We start from the raw sequence: 15,710 nt of genomic DNA, 5'->3' as shown, positions 1-15,710 counted from the left end.
TTTGCTTTTCTGTCTCAAAAACAGGATTCCCCCAAGACATGGTGTTTTTAAATAAAATCGGTTATAATGTGATGATGGACACAGAATGTGCCGCTTTAAGGAGCTGGGAAAAATGAAAGAAACTAAATTTGATGGATACAACTTAAAACCGTTTATTATAGATGCAGTTCACCGCCTTGGTTTTTATGAACCGACAGATATTCAAAAGCGGCTGATACCTGCCGTACTGAAAAACGAAAGCGTGATCGGCCAGTCCCAGACGGGGACGGGGAAAACCCACGCCTATTTATTGCCAATTTTGAATCGGATTGATCCGGGTTCTGATACAGTGCAGGCTGTTATCACGGCGCCGACGAGAGAGCTTGCCAATCAGATTCATCAGGAAGCGCTCAAAATCACACAGGGTGCGGAAGATGAGCCGATCCGGACAAAATGTTTTATCGGCGGGACGGACAAGCAAAAATCAATTGATAAGCTGAAAACACAGCCTCATCTCGTCGTCGGAACGCCGGGCCGGATCGCGGATCTGATTAAGGCGCAGGCATTGAACGTCTATAAAGCGCAGTCTCTCGTCATTGACGAAGCTGATCTGATGCTTGACATGGGCTTTTTAGAAGACGTTGATTATATCGGATCGCGGATGCCGGAAGAACTTCAGATGCTTGTGTTCTCAGCTACGATTCCGGAAAAGCTGAAGCCGTTTTTGAAAAAGTATATGGAAAATCCGAAGTACGCGCATGTTGAGCCGAAAAGAATCACAGCCGAAAAGATTGAACATGTTTTGGTTCCTTCTAAACAGCGTGATAAAGACAAACTGCTTTTTGATATGATGTCTCATCTGAACCCTTATCTGGGCATTGTGTTTGCCAATACGAAAAACACGGCTGACCATATTGCGAAATACCTGACTGAAAAGGGCATGAGGATCGGTCTTCTGCACGGGGGATTAACGCCGCGTGAGCGTAAGAAGGTAATGAAGCAGATTAATGATCTGGAATTCACTTATGTCATTGCGACAGACCTTGCGGCAAGAGGAATTGACATTAAAGGCGTAAGCCACGTCATCAACTATGAGCTTCCGGACGATCTGGATTTTTATGTTCACCGCGTCGGGAGAACCGCACGCGCCGGTTCATCAGGCCAAGCACTGACCATTTATGAGCTTTCTGACGAAGATGCGCTCGTAAGACTCGAAAAGATGGGTATTGTGTTTGAATATGCGGAGCTTGTAAACGGCGAATGGAAGAAAGGTGATGACCGCCACCGCCGCAAAAATCGCAAAAAGACGGCAAATGAGGCTGACCAAATGGCGAAACGCCTTGTGAAAAAGCCGAAAAAGTAAAGCCGGGCTATAAAAAGAAAATGAGCTACGAAATGGAAAAAATCAGAAAGAAGCAGAGAAGAAACCAATCTAACAGAGGAAAGTAGGGGGAATCGGGTTGCTGAAAATAGGCTCACACGTCTCAATGAGCGGAAAACATATGCTCCTTGCTGCAAGCAAGGAAGCCGTTTCATACGGGGCGAACACATTTATGATCTATACGGGCGCTCCCCAAAATACGCGCCGCAAAAAAATTGAAGACTTGAATATTGAAGCGGGCCGCGCCCATATGAAGGAAAACGGCATCGACGAGATTGTCGTGCATGCGCCGTACATCATTAACATCGGAAATACGACAAATCCGGCAACGTTTGAGCTGGGCGTTGATTTTCTGCGTTCTGAAATTGAAAGAACGGCAGCGATCGGCGCAAAACAGATCGTGCTTCATCCGGGAGCGCATGTCGGAGCCGGGGCTGAGACGGGCATCAAAAAAATCATTGAAGGTTTAAACGAAGTGATTGTTCCCGGTCAACACGTGCAGATTGCGCTGGAGACAATGGCGGGCAAAGGATCAGAATGCGGAAGAAGCTTTGAAGAGCTGGCCGAGATCATTTCGGGGGTTACGCATAATGAACATCTATCCGTCTGCTTTGACACTTGCCACACCCATGACGCCGGGTATGATGTTGCCAATGATTTTGACGGTGTTCTTAACGAGTTTGATAAAATCGTCGGCATCGATCGGATAAAAGTCCTTCATGTGAATGACAGTAAAAATATTAAAGGCGCCCGGAAAGACCGCCATGAAAATATCGGGTTCGGAGAGATCGGTTTTGACGCTCTGCAGTACATCGTTCATCACGAGCAGCTTGCCGATATTCCGAAAATCCTCGAAACACCGTATGTAGGCGAAGACAAGAAAAATAAGAAGCCGCCGTACCGTTTTGAAATCGAAATGCTGAAAGAAAAGCAGTTTGATCAGGAGCTTCTTGAAAAAATATCAGCTCAATAAAAAAGGAGGGGGAATTGCCCCTCCTTTTTTATCCTGAGAATTGATTGAAAAGTTCGTCAACTTTCCGAGCCGTTTCTTTTGAGGTTATCGTTTCCACTTTTTTCAGCAGGCGCAGCCGCTCCTGTTCATCAAAAATATTGATGTTTTTTCCGTGCATCAGAGCCGCTACCTCAGCCGCTTGACTTCTCGTAATGCTGATTCCGTATTGCTTGGAATATTTCAGAAGATCGTCCGCAGTGACTTGATTGAGCCGCTGCAAAATAATTCTTTGTATTAAAATCATCGATACTTTCACCTCTTTAGACATAATGTATTGAGCAAATCATTAAAATGTTACGGCTTTTAATGGTAAAATGAAGTTGCTTACTGTTTAAAATAGTTATTACAGGAAAGGAGATTTTATGACCCCAAATAAACAGCACAAAAGAGAATCATTTTTACACTTTATCTTCAGGGTCATCATGATTCTGATCGGGGCGGGTTCAGCCGCCGTAAGTATTGAATTGTTTCTGGTCCCTAATAATTTTATCGACGGAGGCATTATCGGTGTTTCATTAATTTTAGACCACCTCTTTATGTCCAATCCCCTCCTCAATTTCGCCTTATTCGTTGTGTTACTCAACATTCCATTTATGATTTTCGGATATAAATATATCGGAAAAACATTTCTCATCTCTACTGTTATCGGAATTGTCGGTTTAGCGCTGATTGAATCCTCCTTGCACCATGTGGAGGCCATTACGACCCAGCCTATTTTGGCGACGGTATTCGGCGGGCTTTTGCTCGGTTTCGGGGTAGGCCTTGTCATCCGAAACGGAGGCTCGATGGACGGTACTGAAATACTCGGTATCCTTCTCACAAAAAAGCTGCCCTTCTCAGTCGGAGAATTCGTTATGCTCATCAATGTGTTTATTTTTATTTGGGCCGGTTTTGTGTTCGGTCCGGAGCAGGCGATGTATTCTTTCATGACTTATTATATTGCCATGAAAACGATTGACGCCGTGATCCAGGGGCTTGATGAAACAAAAGCGGTCATTATTGTGGCAGATCAGTATGCGGAAATTTCAGACGCAATCTTGCACCGGCTTGGAAGGGGAACCACCAAGCTTCAGGGAAAAGGCGGATATACGGATGAATCCAAAGAAGTCATTTACGCGGTCGTGACAAGGCTTGAAGTGACTAAATTGAAATCCATTGTGTTTGAAATTGATAAAAACGCCTTTATTACGATCATGAATACCCATGAAACGAGGGGCGGTAAGTTCAAAACCGCGATTCACTAGGCTTTCATTTACTTTTCATCATTTTATAGGTATAATTTGATACATCATAAGAAAATGGCCTGCTGTTCAGACAGCTGCCATTTTCTTTTTGGAGCGATACCGTGTTGTAAAGGGGAGGTCCTCATGAACGTACAAGAAGCGTTGAACCTGCTGAAAGAAAAAGGGTATAAATATACGAGTAAGCGAGAAGACATGCTGCAGCTTTTTGCTGATTCTGATAAATATCTGACCGCCAAAAACGTGCTTGCCGCATTAAATGACGACTATCCGGGTCTGAGCTTTGATACCATATACAGAAATCTTTCGTTATATGAAGAACTCGGCATTTTGGAAACGACGGAGCTTTCCGGAGAAAAACTGTTCCGTTTTACATGCTCTTATACCCATCATCATCACCATTTTATCTGTTTAACCTGCGGGAAAACGAAGGAAATTGAGTCCTGTCCGATGGATAAGCTGCACGATGATTTGGAAGGGTATGAAATCAGCGGCCATAAGTTTGAAATTTACGGCACCTGTCCGGCGTGCCGATAAAAAACCTCCTGCTTATACAGGAGGTTTTTTTCAGCTTTTAACATGCTGAAAGCTGTGTTTGTTTTTATGAATCCAGGCGACGGCTTCAATCCAATTCTGCACCCTGATAATATTGGAATCGATGGGGAGCTGATTATATGGGGAGTTAAAAAGGATAACCGGAATGCCTGCTTCTTTTGCGATCATTGTCGCGTTGCCGTGGTGATCTTCGAAAAATAAATCAATGCCGTGTTTTTTGACGGCTTCCACTTTGTGATGGCCTCCGACAAGCTCAATGTGATCGTAATGAATGTCCCGGTTTGCAAACCAGTCCAGCGTAACATCTTCTAAATGGCCGCGTCTTGCCGTAATGTAGATAAGACGGTGCTCTTCTTTCAGTCCGTCCAGTGCCTGCTTGGCAAATTCCGCGAGCTTCGCTTCTTTATATATGGCTGCTTCATGAACGTTCATCCATTCCCAAAATTCCTCGTCTGTAATGTTCAAAAGCTTCGTCAGATCATAATCAGTCATATCATCCAAGGTAATGGAAAGATGAAATGAGCGGTTTAAATAAGGGACAAATGTATCCTGTGCCGTAACTGTGCCGTCAATATCTATACCTAACCGTAACATGTCCACACTCCTATAAATTCATCCCTTCAAGTGTAACATAAACAATTAACAATACCAGAAAAGTTTAGCAAACATGAATTCGTAAAAAACGCGGAAACTAAAAAAGCTCCTTTCATAAAAGAAAAAGGGGGAATTGAAGGTGGCATACGATTACGAAAATCGAAAAGGCAACGATTACTATGTAGATCATGGATCGGAAGGAACCGATATCACGCGTGATGTTTATTCAGAAGAAACAGCGGCCGAAATCTCAGAGCCATATCGTGCTTCTGACCGGGCAGCAGACCGTGATGATAATCGGGACGGAGTAAGTGAAGGCCGGGGGATAGGGTATGCAGCATTGGCTATTTCTATCATTTCCCTGTTTGTGCTCCCTGTTTTATTAGGGGCATGCGGCATTATCGTCGGCTATATCGCCAGAAGAAGAGGAGCAGGCGCTTTAGGCGGATGGGCGATGGGAATCGGTATTGTTTCCCTTGTGCTTGGCATCTTCATTACACCGTTTTTTTAACACAACGCAAAAAAAAAGCTTGGCGGAATATCCGTCAAGCTTTTTGTGTTTCTTGTTCTGCTTTTGCTTTTTCTGCTTCAAGCTTTGCATAGTGTTCTTCTGCCAGCTTGTCGATTTCTTTTTTGAGCTCTTCGACCATTGTTTCTTCAGGGACTTTGCGGACGATTTGGCCTTTGCGGAAAAGAAGTCCTTCGCCGCGCGCGCCGGCAATCCCGATATCGGCTTCTCTTGCTTCTCCCGGTCCGTTAACGGCACATCCGAGAACCGCTACTTTAATCGGCGCTTTGACTTTTGAAATGTATTCTTCCACTTCATTTGCGATGCTGATGAGATCAATTTCGATCCGTCCGCATGTCGGGCATGAAATAAGCGTAGCCGCGTTTGAAGCAAGACCGAATGATTTCAGCAGTTCTCTGGCTACTTTTACTTCTTCAACCGGGTCGGCGCTCAGAGAGATCCGGAGCGTGTTTCCGATTCCTTTGCTTAAAATCGCTCCGAGTCCGGCCGCGCTTTTTACCGTTCCGGCAAACAGCGTGCCCGATTCTGTAATTCCGAGGTGGAGCGGATAATCAAATGCTTTTGAAGCTTTTTCGTATGCTTCTATGGCTAGATTGACGTCAGACGCTTTCATGCTGACGATGATGTCGTGAAAGTCAAGGTCTTCCAGGATTTTGATATGATGAAGCGCACTCTCAACCATTCCGTCAGCAGTCGGATAGCCGTATTTTTCTAAAATGCGTTTTTCCAAAGAACCCGCGTTTACGCCGATCCGGATCGGAATTCCTTTTTCTTTCGCTGCTTTTACGACGGCTTCCACTTTTTCGCGGCGGCCGATGTTTCCCGGGTTGATTCTGATTTTGTCGGCCCCGCCCTCAATTGCTTTTAATGCAAGCTTGTAGTCAAAATGAATATCGACAACGAGAGGGATGGAAATTTGTTTTTTGATGTCGGCAATTGCGTTAGCGGCGCGTTCGTCCGGACATGCCACCCGGACAATTTGGCAGCCGGCTTCGGCTAAACGGTTGATTTCCGCAACTGTTGCTTCTACGTCGTGTGTTTTGGTCGTCGTCATACTCTGAATGACGACTTCGTTATTTCCGCCTATTGTTAAAGGTCCCACTTTGACGGGACGCGTTTTTGTACGATGTGTGATTTCACTCACTTGTCAATCGCTCCTTAATTGTAGTTACCGCTTTTGCAGGCTGAGCCTTTTACATGTCAGGCAACTTCTATTTACATGTTATATTGTAACAGTGTATTTGCCGAACTGACAAGAAATTAACGTTTAATTGCGGTAGACGGGGAATTTATAAGCGGTGCCTGCCTGAATGGCGTTTGCTTTTACATTCGGATTCAGCGCCTCAAAATCTTGTGCAATATCATCTGGCGCTTTATGTGCGCCGACTATCGACATCACCGTATCGCCTTTTTTGACCGTAACCGTTCTGTATGAAGCTTCCTGTTGGGCTGGCTGTGCCGCCGCTGCGTATGCTGGAAGGTCTTGAGAAGGGATCGTGCCGATTTTAAGATCGTAAAAGATAATGAATATCACAAATAAACTGCCGAATACAAAAGTAAGCCGCTTCATTCCAACCGCCTCCCGCATACATTTTTACTTCATTGTATGCTTGTCCCATTTTGTTCATGACAAAAAAGAAGACCGCCGGGGGCAGTCTTTGTTACACAGCTGTTTTTCTTGGCGGTATCTCTTTTAAGACGAGGAAAAGGATGATAAAGTTTACAAACCAATTCACTAAAAATTCACTCGGCACCGTAATAACAAGCGCGCGCATGATCGTAAAGAATACGGTCGAAAGTGTAATGGAATAAGCCGAAAGCTTCCAGAGCTGCTGGTAATTCAATGTCTTTCTTTGCGCATTTTTCAATATCAGGCCGATGACGGCGAGAAATGATACTTCAATGAATTTGCCGGCCGCTGTCATGATGAACAGCAGAACGGACAGGACGGTGACGATCATTGTTTTATTTTGGTTTAATGCTGATATGATTTCTTTTTTTGTGATATCGGCAGGCATCAGCGAATAATTCATTTCTGTCGCCTGTCCGTCTACAGCAAGCACCATTTTATTTTTCAAAATGCCGATCGCATTTTGTTTCGCCGCTATTTGTTTCGCTCCGTAAGCATCTGTGGGATCAAACACGATGACGAACCCGTTCGCTTCCGTTTCCTTAGAGGCGGACGCTTTCGTCTGCAATTCTCCGTTTGAAATGCTGAAATCAGGGAAATCTTTCTTTAACACGGTTTTGAAACCGTTCATTGAGTTTACGGTGCCGGAGCAAAGGTAATAAGCGCTTGGCAGCGTAAAAAGGACAGACAGCAAAAATACATAAAGGATCGCTTTTCCTATCCCCTGAAACCGTGTTTTTGCAATATCTGCCGGAGAGTATGTACTTTTCAATAAAGCCGTAAATATGTTCAACATCTTCACTTCCTAGCCTAAACTGGTATATGTTGCTTATTGTATCGTTCACAGGGGATGAACACAAGTGAGAGTATTTAAAGCGGTGATAAGGAATCATACATAATAAGATAAAGCGGGAAGCGGTGATCGCCCGCAAAACAAAGGAGGGTGTTTTTGTCATGAGTGTTTTGTATTGGCTGATTATCATTGCGGTCTTCGTCATTGCTTTTATCGGGCTTGTATACCCGGTGATTCCAAGCGTTATTTTTATTGTGGCCGGTTTTCTTCTCTACGGATTTTTGTTTTCCTTCAGTCCTTATTCTTACCTGTTTTGGCTCATTGAGGCGGTATTTGCGGCCGTTTTATTTGCAGCTGATTATGTGTCAAATTTACTTGGCGTTAAAAGGTACGGAGGAAGCAGGGCGGCAATCTGGGGAAGCACGATCGGATTGTTGATCGGGCCCTTCGTTATTCCCGTGGCAGGCATTATAATAGGCCCGTTTATCGGTGCTGTCTGCGCTGAGGTGTTTGTTCATCAAAAGGATATCAAGTCCGCGGCAAAAGTGGGGCTCGGCTCGTTAATCGGCTTTTTAACAAGCGTGGCGGCAAAAGGTGTCATTCAGCTCTTTATGATCGGATATTTCTTATGGACGGTGCTTTAGAAAGGTTTAATTTCGGCAGTGAACGGATAAAGTGTAATATGTCTGCTGGAATCGCCGGATTGTGAGCTTTTTCATTGATTACCATGCTTTCTTTTGTTACATTGAGATTAGAAAAGTTCGCGTTAAGCGGCATTTCAGTACATATATTTAAAGGAGGAAAAAAATTATGGCTTACAAACTTCCAGAATTGCCTTACGCTTATGATGCTTTAGAACCTCATATCGATAAGGAAACGATGACGATTCATCATACGAAGCACCATAACACATACGTGACAAACCTCAATAAAGCGATCGAAGGATCAGCGCTTGCAGAGAAATCTGTAGATGAGCTTGTTGCTGATTTGAACGCAGTGCCGGAGGACATCCGCACAGCTGTCCGCAACAATGGCGGCGGACATGCCAACCACTCTTTATTCTGGACTCTTTTATCTCCGAACGGCGGAGGCGAACCGACTGGTGAGCTTGCTGAAGAGATCAAAAGCACGTTCGGAAGCTTCGATCAATTTAAAGAAAAATTCGCCGCAGCAGCTGCCGGCCGTTTCGGTTCAGGCTGGGCTTGGCTTGTTGTAAACAACGGCAAACTTGAAATTACAAGCACGCCAAACCAAGATTCACCGCTTTCAGAGGGTAAAACGCCTGTCCTCGGTCTTGATGTTTGGGAGCATGCGTACTACCTGAACTACCAAAACCGCCGTCCTGATTACATTTCAGCTTTCTGGAATGTTGTGAACTGGGATGAAGTTGCCCGTCTTTACAGCGAAGCAAAATAAATAGTTCGATCAAACAAGGTCTCCCGCGGGAGGCCTTGTTTTTTATTGACTTTGAATCCTTTTACATATCTCAGTTTGAGTGAGACAAACTAATGTGTAGTAAAGGGGAGTCAATGATGAGCAAAATAAAAAAATTATCGGCGACATCGAAATAAATAAAGGGCTGCTGCTGTTATTGACGATTGGCGGCCTTTACTCATTGGGCATCGCGCTGTCAAATACATTTGTCAACGTGTATTTGTGGAAGCAGTCGGGAAAATTTATTGATTTGGCCATATACAATTTGTCGGTCGTAACGATGCAGCCGGTTACCTTTCTGCTGGCTGGCCGGCTGGCTAAAAAAATCGACAGGGTGTTTATTCTCAGGTTCGGCGTTATCTTTTTGGCGGCTTTTTATTTAAGTGTGCTGCTTGCCGGAGAAACTGCGGCTTCCCGTCTCGTTTTGATAGGGGCCGTGCTCGGAGTTGGATACGGCTTTTACTGGCTGGCTTTTAATGTGCTGACGTTCGAAATTACGGAACCGGAAACGAGAGATTTTTTAACGGGTTTTTAGGCATTTTGTCTTCATCGGCGGGCATGATCGGTCCGATTGTGGCCGGATATGTCATTTCAAGACTTGAAAACAATACGGGTTATACAATCATTTTCAGCCTGTCGCTCGGCTTATTTGCCCTTGCCGTGGTCATGAGCTTTTTTCTGAAGCGGAGGGAGTCGAAAGGCCGGTTTATGCTGAAAAAAGTTTTTGATGAGCGCCACACGAATCTGAATTGGCGCCGGATTACCAACGCGCACTTTTTTCAAGGCTTGAGAGAAGGGATTTTTGTTTTTTAATCAGCGTATTTGTATTCATTGCGACAAACAGTGAGCTGGCGCTCGGAACATTCGGTCTCGTCAATTCCGCGGTTTCTTTTTTGCCTATTATTTTGCATCAAGGCTCATCAAAAAAGAGCGCGGAAAAAGGCGATTCTTATCGGCGGATTGATCTTGTACGGCGCCCTGTTTCTCATCATTTTTAAAATGAGCTTCACGACGCTCCTTTTGTACGGAGTGTTTATTGCGATCGGCTATCCAGTTCTGCTCGTGCCGTATGTCTCGCTTACATATGATGTGATAGGCCGGGCGCGTCTTGCCAGAAAAGCCAGAATTGAATACATTGTGCTCAGGGAGTTATTTTTAAATGCGGGCCGGATCGTTTCCATCCTTTGTTTCCTTGTAATCGTTACATTATTCAAGGAAAAAGTGGGAATACCGGCGGCGCTCGTGCTGCTCGGAGCCGGCCATCCGCTGATTTATTACTTTATAAAAGACATCAGACTGGATACGGAAACTTCTGATGAAACAGTAGAAGAAGACCGACAAAAACAGGCGGCGGAACCGAATTTTATAAAAGGAGAAAGATAAAAGGGTTATCTGTAGAAAAATATCGAAAAAACCTTTAGAATGAAAAATGGCACCTGAACAGAAGGTGTCATTTCTTTCTGTAAATAAGAAAAGGTGATGTCATGAGGAGAAATAAAAAGAAAATAGCTGTAAACAAAGAAAAGAAAAATCACTGCCGATCCGGCTTAATTTTTGTTTTTGGCCGCGTTTCTTATTTTCACTTGGATTATCGTCGAGCTTGGCATCAAGCAGATTGTTCAGGGTGATGATTATAAAAACGCCGCTAATAAGCAGGAGGAGTCTGATGTCAGCACGGCGGTTCCGAGAGGGAAAATATACGACCGGAACCTAAATCCCATCGTAACGAATAAAGCATTAAATGCGATTACATATACACGTTCAGCCTCAACCACCCAGGCGCAGCGTTTAAAAATCGCAAAAAAACTGTCGGGTATGATTAAGGTAAGCACCAAAAAGGTGACTGAGCGGGATAAAAAAGACTATTGGATGTTAACGAGGCCTGATGAAGCGAAAAAACTGATTACGGCCGAAGAAAAGCAAAAAGCTGAAGACAAAAAACTGTCTGAAGATGATTTATATCAGCTTCAGCTGAAACGTATCACAGACAAACAGCTGAATGAGCTCACTTCAAAAGATATGCAGATCCTTGCGATCAAAAGGCAGATGGATTCAGGCTATTCACTGACGCCTCAATACATCAAAAATGAAGGGGTGTCGGCAAAAGAAATGGCCGTCGTCAGCGAACATTTAGATGAACTGCCGGGAGTTGACGTGACGTCTGACTGGGAACGGTCTTATCCTTATAAAAGCCTGATCCGGACATTGCTCGGCAGTGTATCCAGTGCGAACGAAGGTCTTCCTTCCAATCTGCTGGATCACTATCTGTCACTCGGCTACAGCCGGAATGACAGGGTCGGAAAAAGCTATTTAGAATATCAATATGAAAGCCTGCTGCAGGGTCAGAAAGAGAAAGTGCAGAACTTAACCGACTCATCCGGAAATGTCACGGGCAGCAAAGTGATTTCAAAAGGACAGGCCGGCAAAGACCTTGTTTTATCCATTGATATGGACCTGCAGAAATCCGTTGAAAAAATCATTGAGAAAAATTTAAGATCGGCAAAAGCGAGACCGAGCACGAAGCTTCTTGATCGGGCCTTCGTCGTCATGATGAACCCGAAAAACGGAGAAGTGCTGACGATGGCCGGCAAGCAGATTACGAATGACCATGGAAAGTACAAAATTAATGATTATGCCCTCGGCGCAATGACTTCCTCCTACGCAATGGGATCGGCGGTCAAAGGAGCGACGGTGTTGACCGGACTGCAGACGGGCGCGATTAATTTGAACACCGTTTTCCAGGATGAACCTATGTATTTCAAGGGAAGTAAAACCCGAAAAATCATGGACAAATTTAGGTCCCGTAGATATCCAAAAAGCGCTTCAGGAATCATCAAACGTGTTCATGTTCAAAACGGCGATTGCTGTCGGTAAAGGGGAGTACAAAAAAGGCCAGTCCCTGCCGCTTGATATGAAGGCATTCGATACTTTCAGATACTACTTCAATCAGTTCGGACTCGGAGTTAAGACGGGGATTGATCTTCCGAATGAAGCAACCGGGTACCAAGGGACACAGCGAATTTCCGGTCTTCTGTTAGACTTTGCCATCGGGCAGTATGATACGTTTACACCGCTGCAAATGGCGCAGTATGTATCAACGATCGCCAATGGAGGCTATCGTTTGAAACCTCAGCTTGTAAAAGAGGTCAGACAGCCTGATTCGAAAAAAGGAATCGGAGCCGTTGTAGAGTCTGTTCAGCCTCAAGTACTGAATAAGATTGATATGAATCATGCAGACATTAAAGAAGTGCAGGCAGGTTTCAGACGTGTCATGACAAAAGGGACAGCCGCAACTGATTTTGCGACGGCGACATACAGTCCTGCCGGTAAAACGGGTACGGCGCAATCTTTCTATGACGGTCCTGACAAATCAGAGACGGGTGAAGGAACGTATAATACGACTCTTGTCGCGTATGCACCTGCTGATAATCCGGAAGTGGCTATTTCTGTAGTCGTTCCTTGGGCCTATATTAATTACAGCGATCGATATTCGATTACGAATGATATAGGAAGAGCAGCTCTGGACAAATACTTTGAGCTGAAAAAGAAACAAGAAGAAAATAATACGAAGCAGAAAAACGAAGATAAAATTCAGGAAGACGCTGAAAATGGCAATACAAGCAACTAACAGAAAAACGCTCACAACCTGTGAGCGTTTTTTTTTTATACAAAAAAACATCCGGATTTACAAAATCTTAACACTTGATTTATACGCATTTTACAAGAACCCTTTACTCTATACGTGTAGGACAAATTACACATTAAATGCAGGGGGAATTCAGGAAATGAAAAAAACAAATGGATGCTTACGCTTCTGATGGCTGCTGTTATGATTGTTGCTGCAGCATGCGGAAATGCAAAGGAAAGCGGCAAGACAGACAGTCAATCTGCAAGTGAGGATAAAAAAGCATCAGGTTCTTTAACCATTTCTGGTTCATCAGCCATGCAGCCGTTAGTACTGGCAGCGGCGGAAAAGTTTATGGAAAAACATCCGGATGCTGATGTGCAGGTGCAAGCGGGAGGTTCAGGAACAGGACTTTCGCAAGTGTCTGAAGGGGCAGTGCAAATCGGCAACTCAGATGTCTTCGCTGAAGAAAAAGAAGGCATTGATGCGAAAGCCCTAAAAGACCACCGAGTAGCGGTAGTGGCGATGGCGGCTGCGGTCAACCCCGGTGCGGGCGTAAAGGATATAACCAAAAAACAGCTCACAGACGTCTTTACAGGCAAAATTAAAAACTGGAAAGAGCTTGGCGGTAAAGATCAAAAAATTACACTCGTGAACCGTCCTGATTCATCTGGAACACGCGCTACGTTCGTCAAATATGCTCTTGACGGAGCAGAGCCTGCAGAGGGCATTACAGAGGATTCCTCCAATACAGTCAAAAAAATCATTGCGGAAACGCCGGGAGCAATCGGTTATCTGGCATTCTCTTATATAAACGATGACAAAGTAACGCCTTTATCGATCGGAGGCATCAAACCGGAAGAGAAAAATGTCGTCACAGGCGAGTATCCGATTTGGGCTTACGAGCACTCTTATACGAAAGGTGAAGCGTCAGGCCTTACAAAAACGTTTCTTGACTATATGAACAGCGATGAAGTACAGAAAAGTATCGTAAAAGATCAGGGCTACATTCCGATCTCTGATATGAAAGTCACACGTGACGCAAACGGCAAGCAAAGCTGAGGGGAGGGCGGGCTCCCCGCCTCTTCTTCTTTATAGGAGTGTAAACAAATGATAAATCACAGAGAAAAAGAGTCTGTAAGCGAACGCTTAATAAGCTCAAAACAAAACAGGCAATTGGATGAAGTCCGCGGAAGGGTGATTGTGTCTGTGTGTGCCGCGATTATCATTGCGGCATCAGCGGCGATCACAATTTTTCTCGGCATAAAGGGGCTGCAATCTTTTTTTGTAAATGGTGTAAGCCCGATTGAGTTCTTAACAAGTCTGAATTGGAATCCAACCCAGGCAAAACCTGAGTTCGGCGCGCTGCCTTTTATTTTCGGATCATTTGCGGTCACGGTTCTGTCCGCTCTGATCGCAGCGCCCCTCGGTATTGCGGGTGCCGTGTTTATGACGGAAATTGCGCCGACTTGGGGAAAAAAGGTGCTGCAGCCGGTAATTGAGCTGCTTGTCGGCATTCCGTCCGTCGTTTATGGATTCATAGGTCTTACAGTATTGGTTCCGTTTATCGGCTCTTTTAAATCAAGCGGAACGGGTCACAGCCTTCTGGCGGGGACGATCGTACTCTCGGTAATGATTCTGCCGACTGTTACATCGATTTCCGCTGATGCGCTTGCGTCACTTCCGAAACACCTTCGCGACGGTTCATACGCGCTTGGTGCGACGAGGTGGCAGACAATCAGAAAGGTGCTTATCCCGGCGGCGTTTCCGACATTGCTGACCGCTGTCGTGCTCGGGATGGCAAGAGCATTCGGAGAAGCACTCGCCGTACAGATGGTTATCGGAAATACAAAGCTTCTGCCGGAAAGCCTGCTTGATACGGCGGGAACATTAACGACGATTATCACGTTAAACATGGGCCATACCACATACGGCAGTATTGAAAATAATACGTTATGGTCTATGGGGCTTGTACTTCTCATCATGTCGTTTCTGTTTATATTGCTTATACGCTACTTGTCATCTAGGAGGAAAGTGTAATGAACCGGAAAATAACGGATAAATTGGCCACCGGTGTATTCGGGTTATGCGCCGCTGTAATCGCGGCGATTTTGGCAGGACTGTTTTTGTACATTCTTATTCACGGCGTCTCTGAAATCTCCTTGCATTTTCTTACGTCAAAATCGAGCGCCATTGCGTCAGGCGGCGGAATACGGGATCAGCTTTTTAACTCCTTTTACATTCTGTTTATCACCATGCTGATCACGATACCGCTTGGTGTGGGGGGCGGCGTCTTTATGGCTGAATATGCGCCCCGAAATAAAATCACCGATTTTATCAGAACGTGTATTGAGGTGCTGTCTTCGCTTCCGTCCATTGTCATCGGGATGTTCGGCATGCTGATGTTTGTAAACTTGACCGGATGGGGCTACACGATTATCGGGGGCGCGCTCGCATTAACGGTCTTTAACCTTCCCGTTATGGTCCGGGTGACAGAAGGCGCGCTCACTGCAGTCCCTAAGGAGCTGAAAGAAGCTTCTCTCGCTTTAGGCGTATCGAGATGGCATACCGTCAAAACGGTGCTGATTCCGAGTGCGATTCCTTCGATTTTAACCGGAGCCATTCTCGCATCAGGAAGAGTATTCGGAGAAGCGGCCGCATTGTTATTTACAGCGGGGCTGACAACGCCGCGGCTGAACTTTACGGATTTGAACCCGTTTTCTGAATCATCTCCTTTCAACATTTTCAGGCCGGCTGAGACGCTGGCGGTTCATATATGGAGTGTCAATACGCAGGGAATCATCCCTGACGCCGAAGCGATTGCAAACGGCGGCTCGGCGGTGCTGGTGATTTCGGTTCTCTTGTTTAACCTTTGTGCGAGATGGCTCGGGTCTGTCATTTATAAAAAGCTTACGGCAAATTAATCGGAAAGAGGCG

The 15,710-nt window shown here is 45.1% G+C and carries 14 protein-coding genes and 3 pseudogenes; 12 read left to right on the top strand and 5 right to left on the bottom strand.

Annotation, left to right across the window (positions count from 1 at the left end):
• Window positions 1-112: 112 nt before the first annotated feature.
• Together D368_RS12175 and D368_RS12170 are read left to right on the top strand one after the other, a co-directional pair.
• Window positions 113-1,428 (top strand): annotated as a pseudogene (locus D368_RS12175) (DEAD/DEAH box helicase).
• A gap of 11 nt (window positions 1,429-1,439) precedes the next feature.
• On the top strand, window positions 1,440-2,333 hold the full coding sequence (locus tag D368_RS12170; RefSeq protein WP_069473506.1) for a deoxyribonuclease IV: 894 nt from the start codon (window positions 1,440-1,442) through the stop codon (window positions 2,331-2,333).
• Window positions 2,334-2,361: 28 nt separating this feature from the next.
• Here D368_RS12170 and D368_RS12165 read toward each other — a convergent pair whose 3' ends face one another.
• Window positions 2,362-2,616, bottom strand: coding sequence for a DUF2624 domain-containing protein (locus D368_RS12165; protein ID WP_003153013.1), 255 nt, complete (start codon window positions 2,614-2,616; stop codon window positions 2,362-2,364).
• A 118-nt stretch (window positions 2,617-2,734) separates the two neighbouring features.
• Here D368_RS12165 and D368_RS12160 point away from each other — a divergent pair, with 118 nt between their 5' ends.
• Together D368_RS12160 and zur are read left to right on the top strand one after the other, a co-directional pair.
• Entirely contained in the window at window positions 2,735-3,616 is an 882-nt protein-coding gene (locus tag D368_RS12160) for a YitT family protein (protein WP_003153016.1), read from the top strand.
• Window positions 3,617-3,739: 123 nt separating this feature from the next.
• The gene (gene zur, locus D368_RS12155) at window positions 3,740-4,150 is read left to right on the top strand and encodes a zinc uptake transcriptional repressor Zur (protein WP_003153018.1); all 411 of its coding nucleotides are present in this window, start codon (window positions 3,740-3,742) and stop codon (window positions 4,148-4,150) included.
• A 30-nt stretch (window positions 4,151-4,180) separates the two neighbouring features.
• Here the strand turns inward: zur and D368_RS12150 are convergent, their stop codons facing one another.
• The gene (locus tag D368_RS12150; RefSeq protein WP_128574837.1) at window positions 4,181-4,762 is read right to left on the bottom strand and encodes a hypothetical protein; all 582 of its coding nucleotides are present in this window, start codon (window positions 4,760-4,762) and stop codon (window positions 4,181-4,183) included.
• A 133-nt stretch (window positions 4,763-4,895) separates the two neighbouring features.
• Between D368_RS12150 and D368_RS12145 the strand changes: the two genes are divergently transcribed.
• The gene (locus D368_RS12145; RefSeq protein ID WP_087920773.1) at window positions 4,896-5,273 is read left to right on the top strand and encodes a DUF308 domain-containing protein; all 378 of its coding nucleotides are present in this window, start codon (window positions 4,896-4,898) and stop codon (window positions 5,271-5,273) included.
• A 34-nt stretch (window positions 5,274-5,307) separates the two neighbouring features.
• Here the strand turns inward: D368_RS12145 and ispG are convergent, their stop codons facing one another.
• From ispG to D368_RS12130, 3 genes are all read right to left on the bottom strand, one after another.
• Window positions 5,308-6,426 (bottom strand): flavodoxin-dependent (E)-4-hydroxy-3-methylbut-2-enyl-diphosphate synthase, encoded by a 1,119-nt coding sequence (gene ispG / locus D368_RS12140; protein WP_169510269.1) that lies wholly within the window; start codon window positions 6,424-6,426, stop codon window positions 5,308-5,310.
• A 132-nt stretch (window positions 6,427-6,558) separates the two neighbouring features.
• On the bottom strand, window positions 6,559-6,861 hold the full coding sequence (locus D368_RS12135) for a LysM peptidoglycan-binding domain-containing protein (RefSeq protein ID WP_003153022.1): 303 nt from the start codon (window positions 6,859-6,861) through the stop codon (window positions 6,559-6,561).
• 91 nt (window positions 6,862-6,952) lie between these two features.
• Window positions 6,953-7,717 (bottom strand): DUF1189 domain-containing protein, encoded by a 765-nt coding sequence (locus D368_RS12130; protein ID WP_044053471.1) that lies wholly within the window; start codon window positions 7,715-7,717, stop codon window positions 6,953-6,955.
• 158 nt (window positions 7,718-7,875) lie between these two features.
• Between D368_RS12130 and D368_RS12125 the strand changes: the two genes are divergently transcribed.
• The 7 genes and pseudogenes from D368_RS12125 to pstA all read left to right on the top strand — a co-directional run bounded on the left by D368_RS12125 (window position 7,876) and on the right by pstA (window position 15,697).
• Window positions 7,876-8,358, top strand: coding sequence for a DUF456 domain-containing protein (locus D368_RS12125; protein ID WP_017418157.1), 483 nt, complete (start codon window positions 7,876-7,878; stop codon window positions 8,356-8,358).
• A 166-nt stretch (window positions 8,359-8,524) separates the two neighbouring features.
• Complete coding sequence (gene sodA / locus D368_RS12120) at window positions 8,525-9,130, top strand: superoxide dismutase SodA (protein WP_003153025.1); 606 nt, start codon at window positions 8,525-8,527, stop codon at window positions 9,128-9,130.
• A gap of 133 nt (window positions 9,131-9,263) precedes the next feature.
• Window positions 9,264-10,531, top strand: a pseudogene (locus tag D368_RS12115) (MFS transporter).
• Between the two features lie 101 nt (window positions 10,532-10,632).
• A pseudogene (pbpA, locus tag D368_RS12110) lies at window positions 10,633-12,776 on the top strand (penicillin-binding protein 2A).
• Between the two features lie 174 nt (window positions 12,777-12,950).
• On the top strand, window positions 12,951-13,835 hold the full coding sequence (locus D368_RS12105) for a phosphate ABC transporter substrate-binding protein (RefSeq protein ID WP_128574836.1): 885 nt from the start codon (window positions 12,951-12,953) through the stop codon (window positions 13,833-13,835).
• A 48-nt stretch (window positions 13,836-13,883) separates the two neighbouring features.
• Complete coding sequence (gene pstC, locus D368_RS12100) at window positions 13,884-14,813, top strand: phosphate ABC transporter permease subunit PstC (protein ID WP_007612605.1); 930 nt, start codon at window positions 13,884-13,886, stop codon at window positions 14,811-14,813.
• Window positions 14,813-15,697: a phosphate ABC transporter permease PstA gene (gene pstA / locus D368_RS12095; protein WP_017418153.1), complete on the top strand. Its 885-nt coding sequence runs from the start codon at window positions 14,813-14,815 to the stop codon at window positions 15,695-15,697. The genes pstC and pstA overlap by 1 nt, the downstream gene beginning before the upstream one ends.
• Window positions 15,698-15,710 lie beyond the last annotated feature (13 nt).

This window comes from Paenibacillus lentimorbus NRRL B-30488 (assembly GCF_000411595.1).
In the GTDB taxonomy this organism is placed as follows: domain Bacteria; phylum Bacillota; class Bacilli; order Bacillales; family Bacillaceae; genus Bacillus; species Bacillus velezensis.
This window is presented reverse-complemented; position numbering and strand designations above follow the sequence as displayed.

Bases quoted from the DNA above. Each gene is read 5' to 3' on its own strand.
- D368_RS12165 (WP_003153013.1), bottom strand. From the start codon at position 2,616: ATGATTTTAATACAAAGAATTATTTTGCAGCGGCTCAATCAAGTCACT.
- D368_RS12160 (WP_003153016.1), top strand. From the start codon at position 2,735: ATGACCCCAAATAAACAGCACAAAAGAGAATCATTTTTACACTTTATC.
- zur (WP_003153018.1), top strand. From the start codon at position 3,740: ATGAACGTACAAGAAGCGTTGAACCTGCTGAAAGAAAAAGGGTATAAA.
- D368_RS12150 (WP_128574837.1), bottom strand. From the start codon at position 4,762: ATGTTACGGTTAGGTATAGATATTGACGGCACAGTTACGGCACAGGAT.
- D368_RS12135 (WP_003153022.1), bottom strand. From the start codon at position 6,861: ATGAAGCGGCTTACTTTTGTATTCGGCAGTTTATTTGTGATATTCATT.
- D368_RS12130 (WP_044053471.1), bottom strand. From the start codon at position 7,717: ATGTTGAACATATTTACGGCTTTATTGAAAAGTACATACTCTCCGGCA.
- D368_RS12125 (WP_017418157.1), top strand. From the start codon at position 7,876: ATGAGTGTTTTGTATTGGCTGATTATCATTGCGGTCTTCGTCATTGCT.
- sodA (WP_003153025.1), top strand. From the start codon at position 8,525: ATGGCTTACAAACTTCCAGAATTGCCTTACGCTTATGATGCTTTAGAA.
- D368_RS12105 (WP_128574836.1), top strand. From the start codon at position 12,951: ATGCTTACGCTTCTGATGGCTGCTGTTATGATTGTTGCTGCAGCATGC.
- pstC (WP_007612605.1), top strand. From the start codon at position 13,884: ATGATAAATCACAGAGAAAAAGAGTCTGTAAGCGAACGCTTAATAAGC.
- pstA (WP_017418153.1), top strand. From the start codon at position 14,813: ATGAACCGGAAAATAACGGATAAATTGGCCACCGGTGTATTCGGGTTA.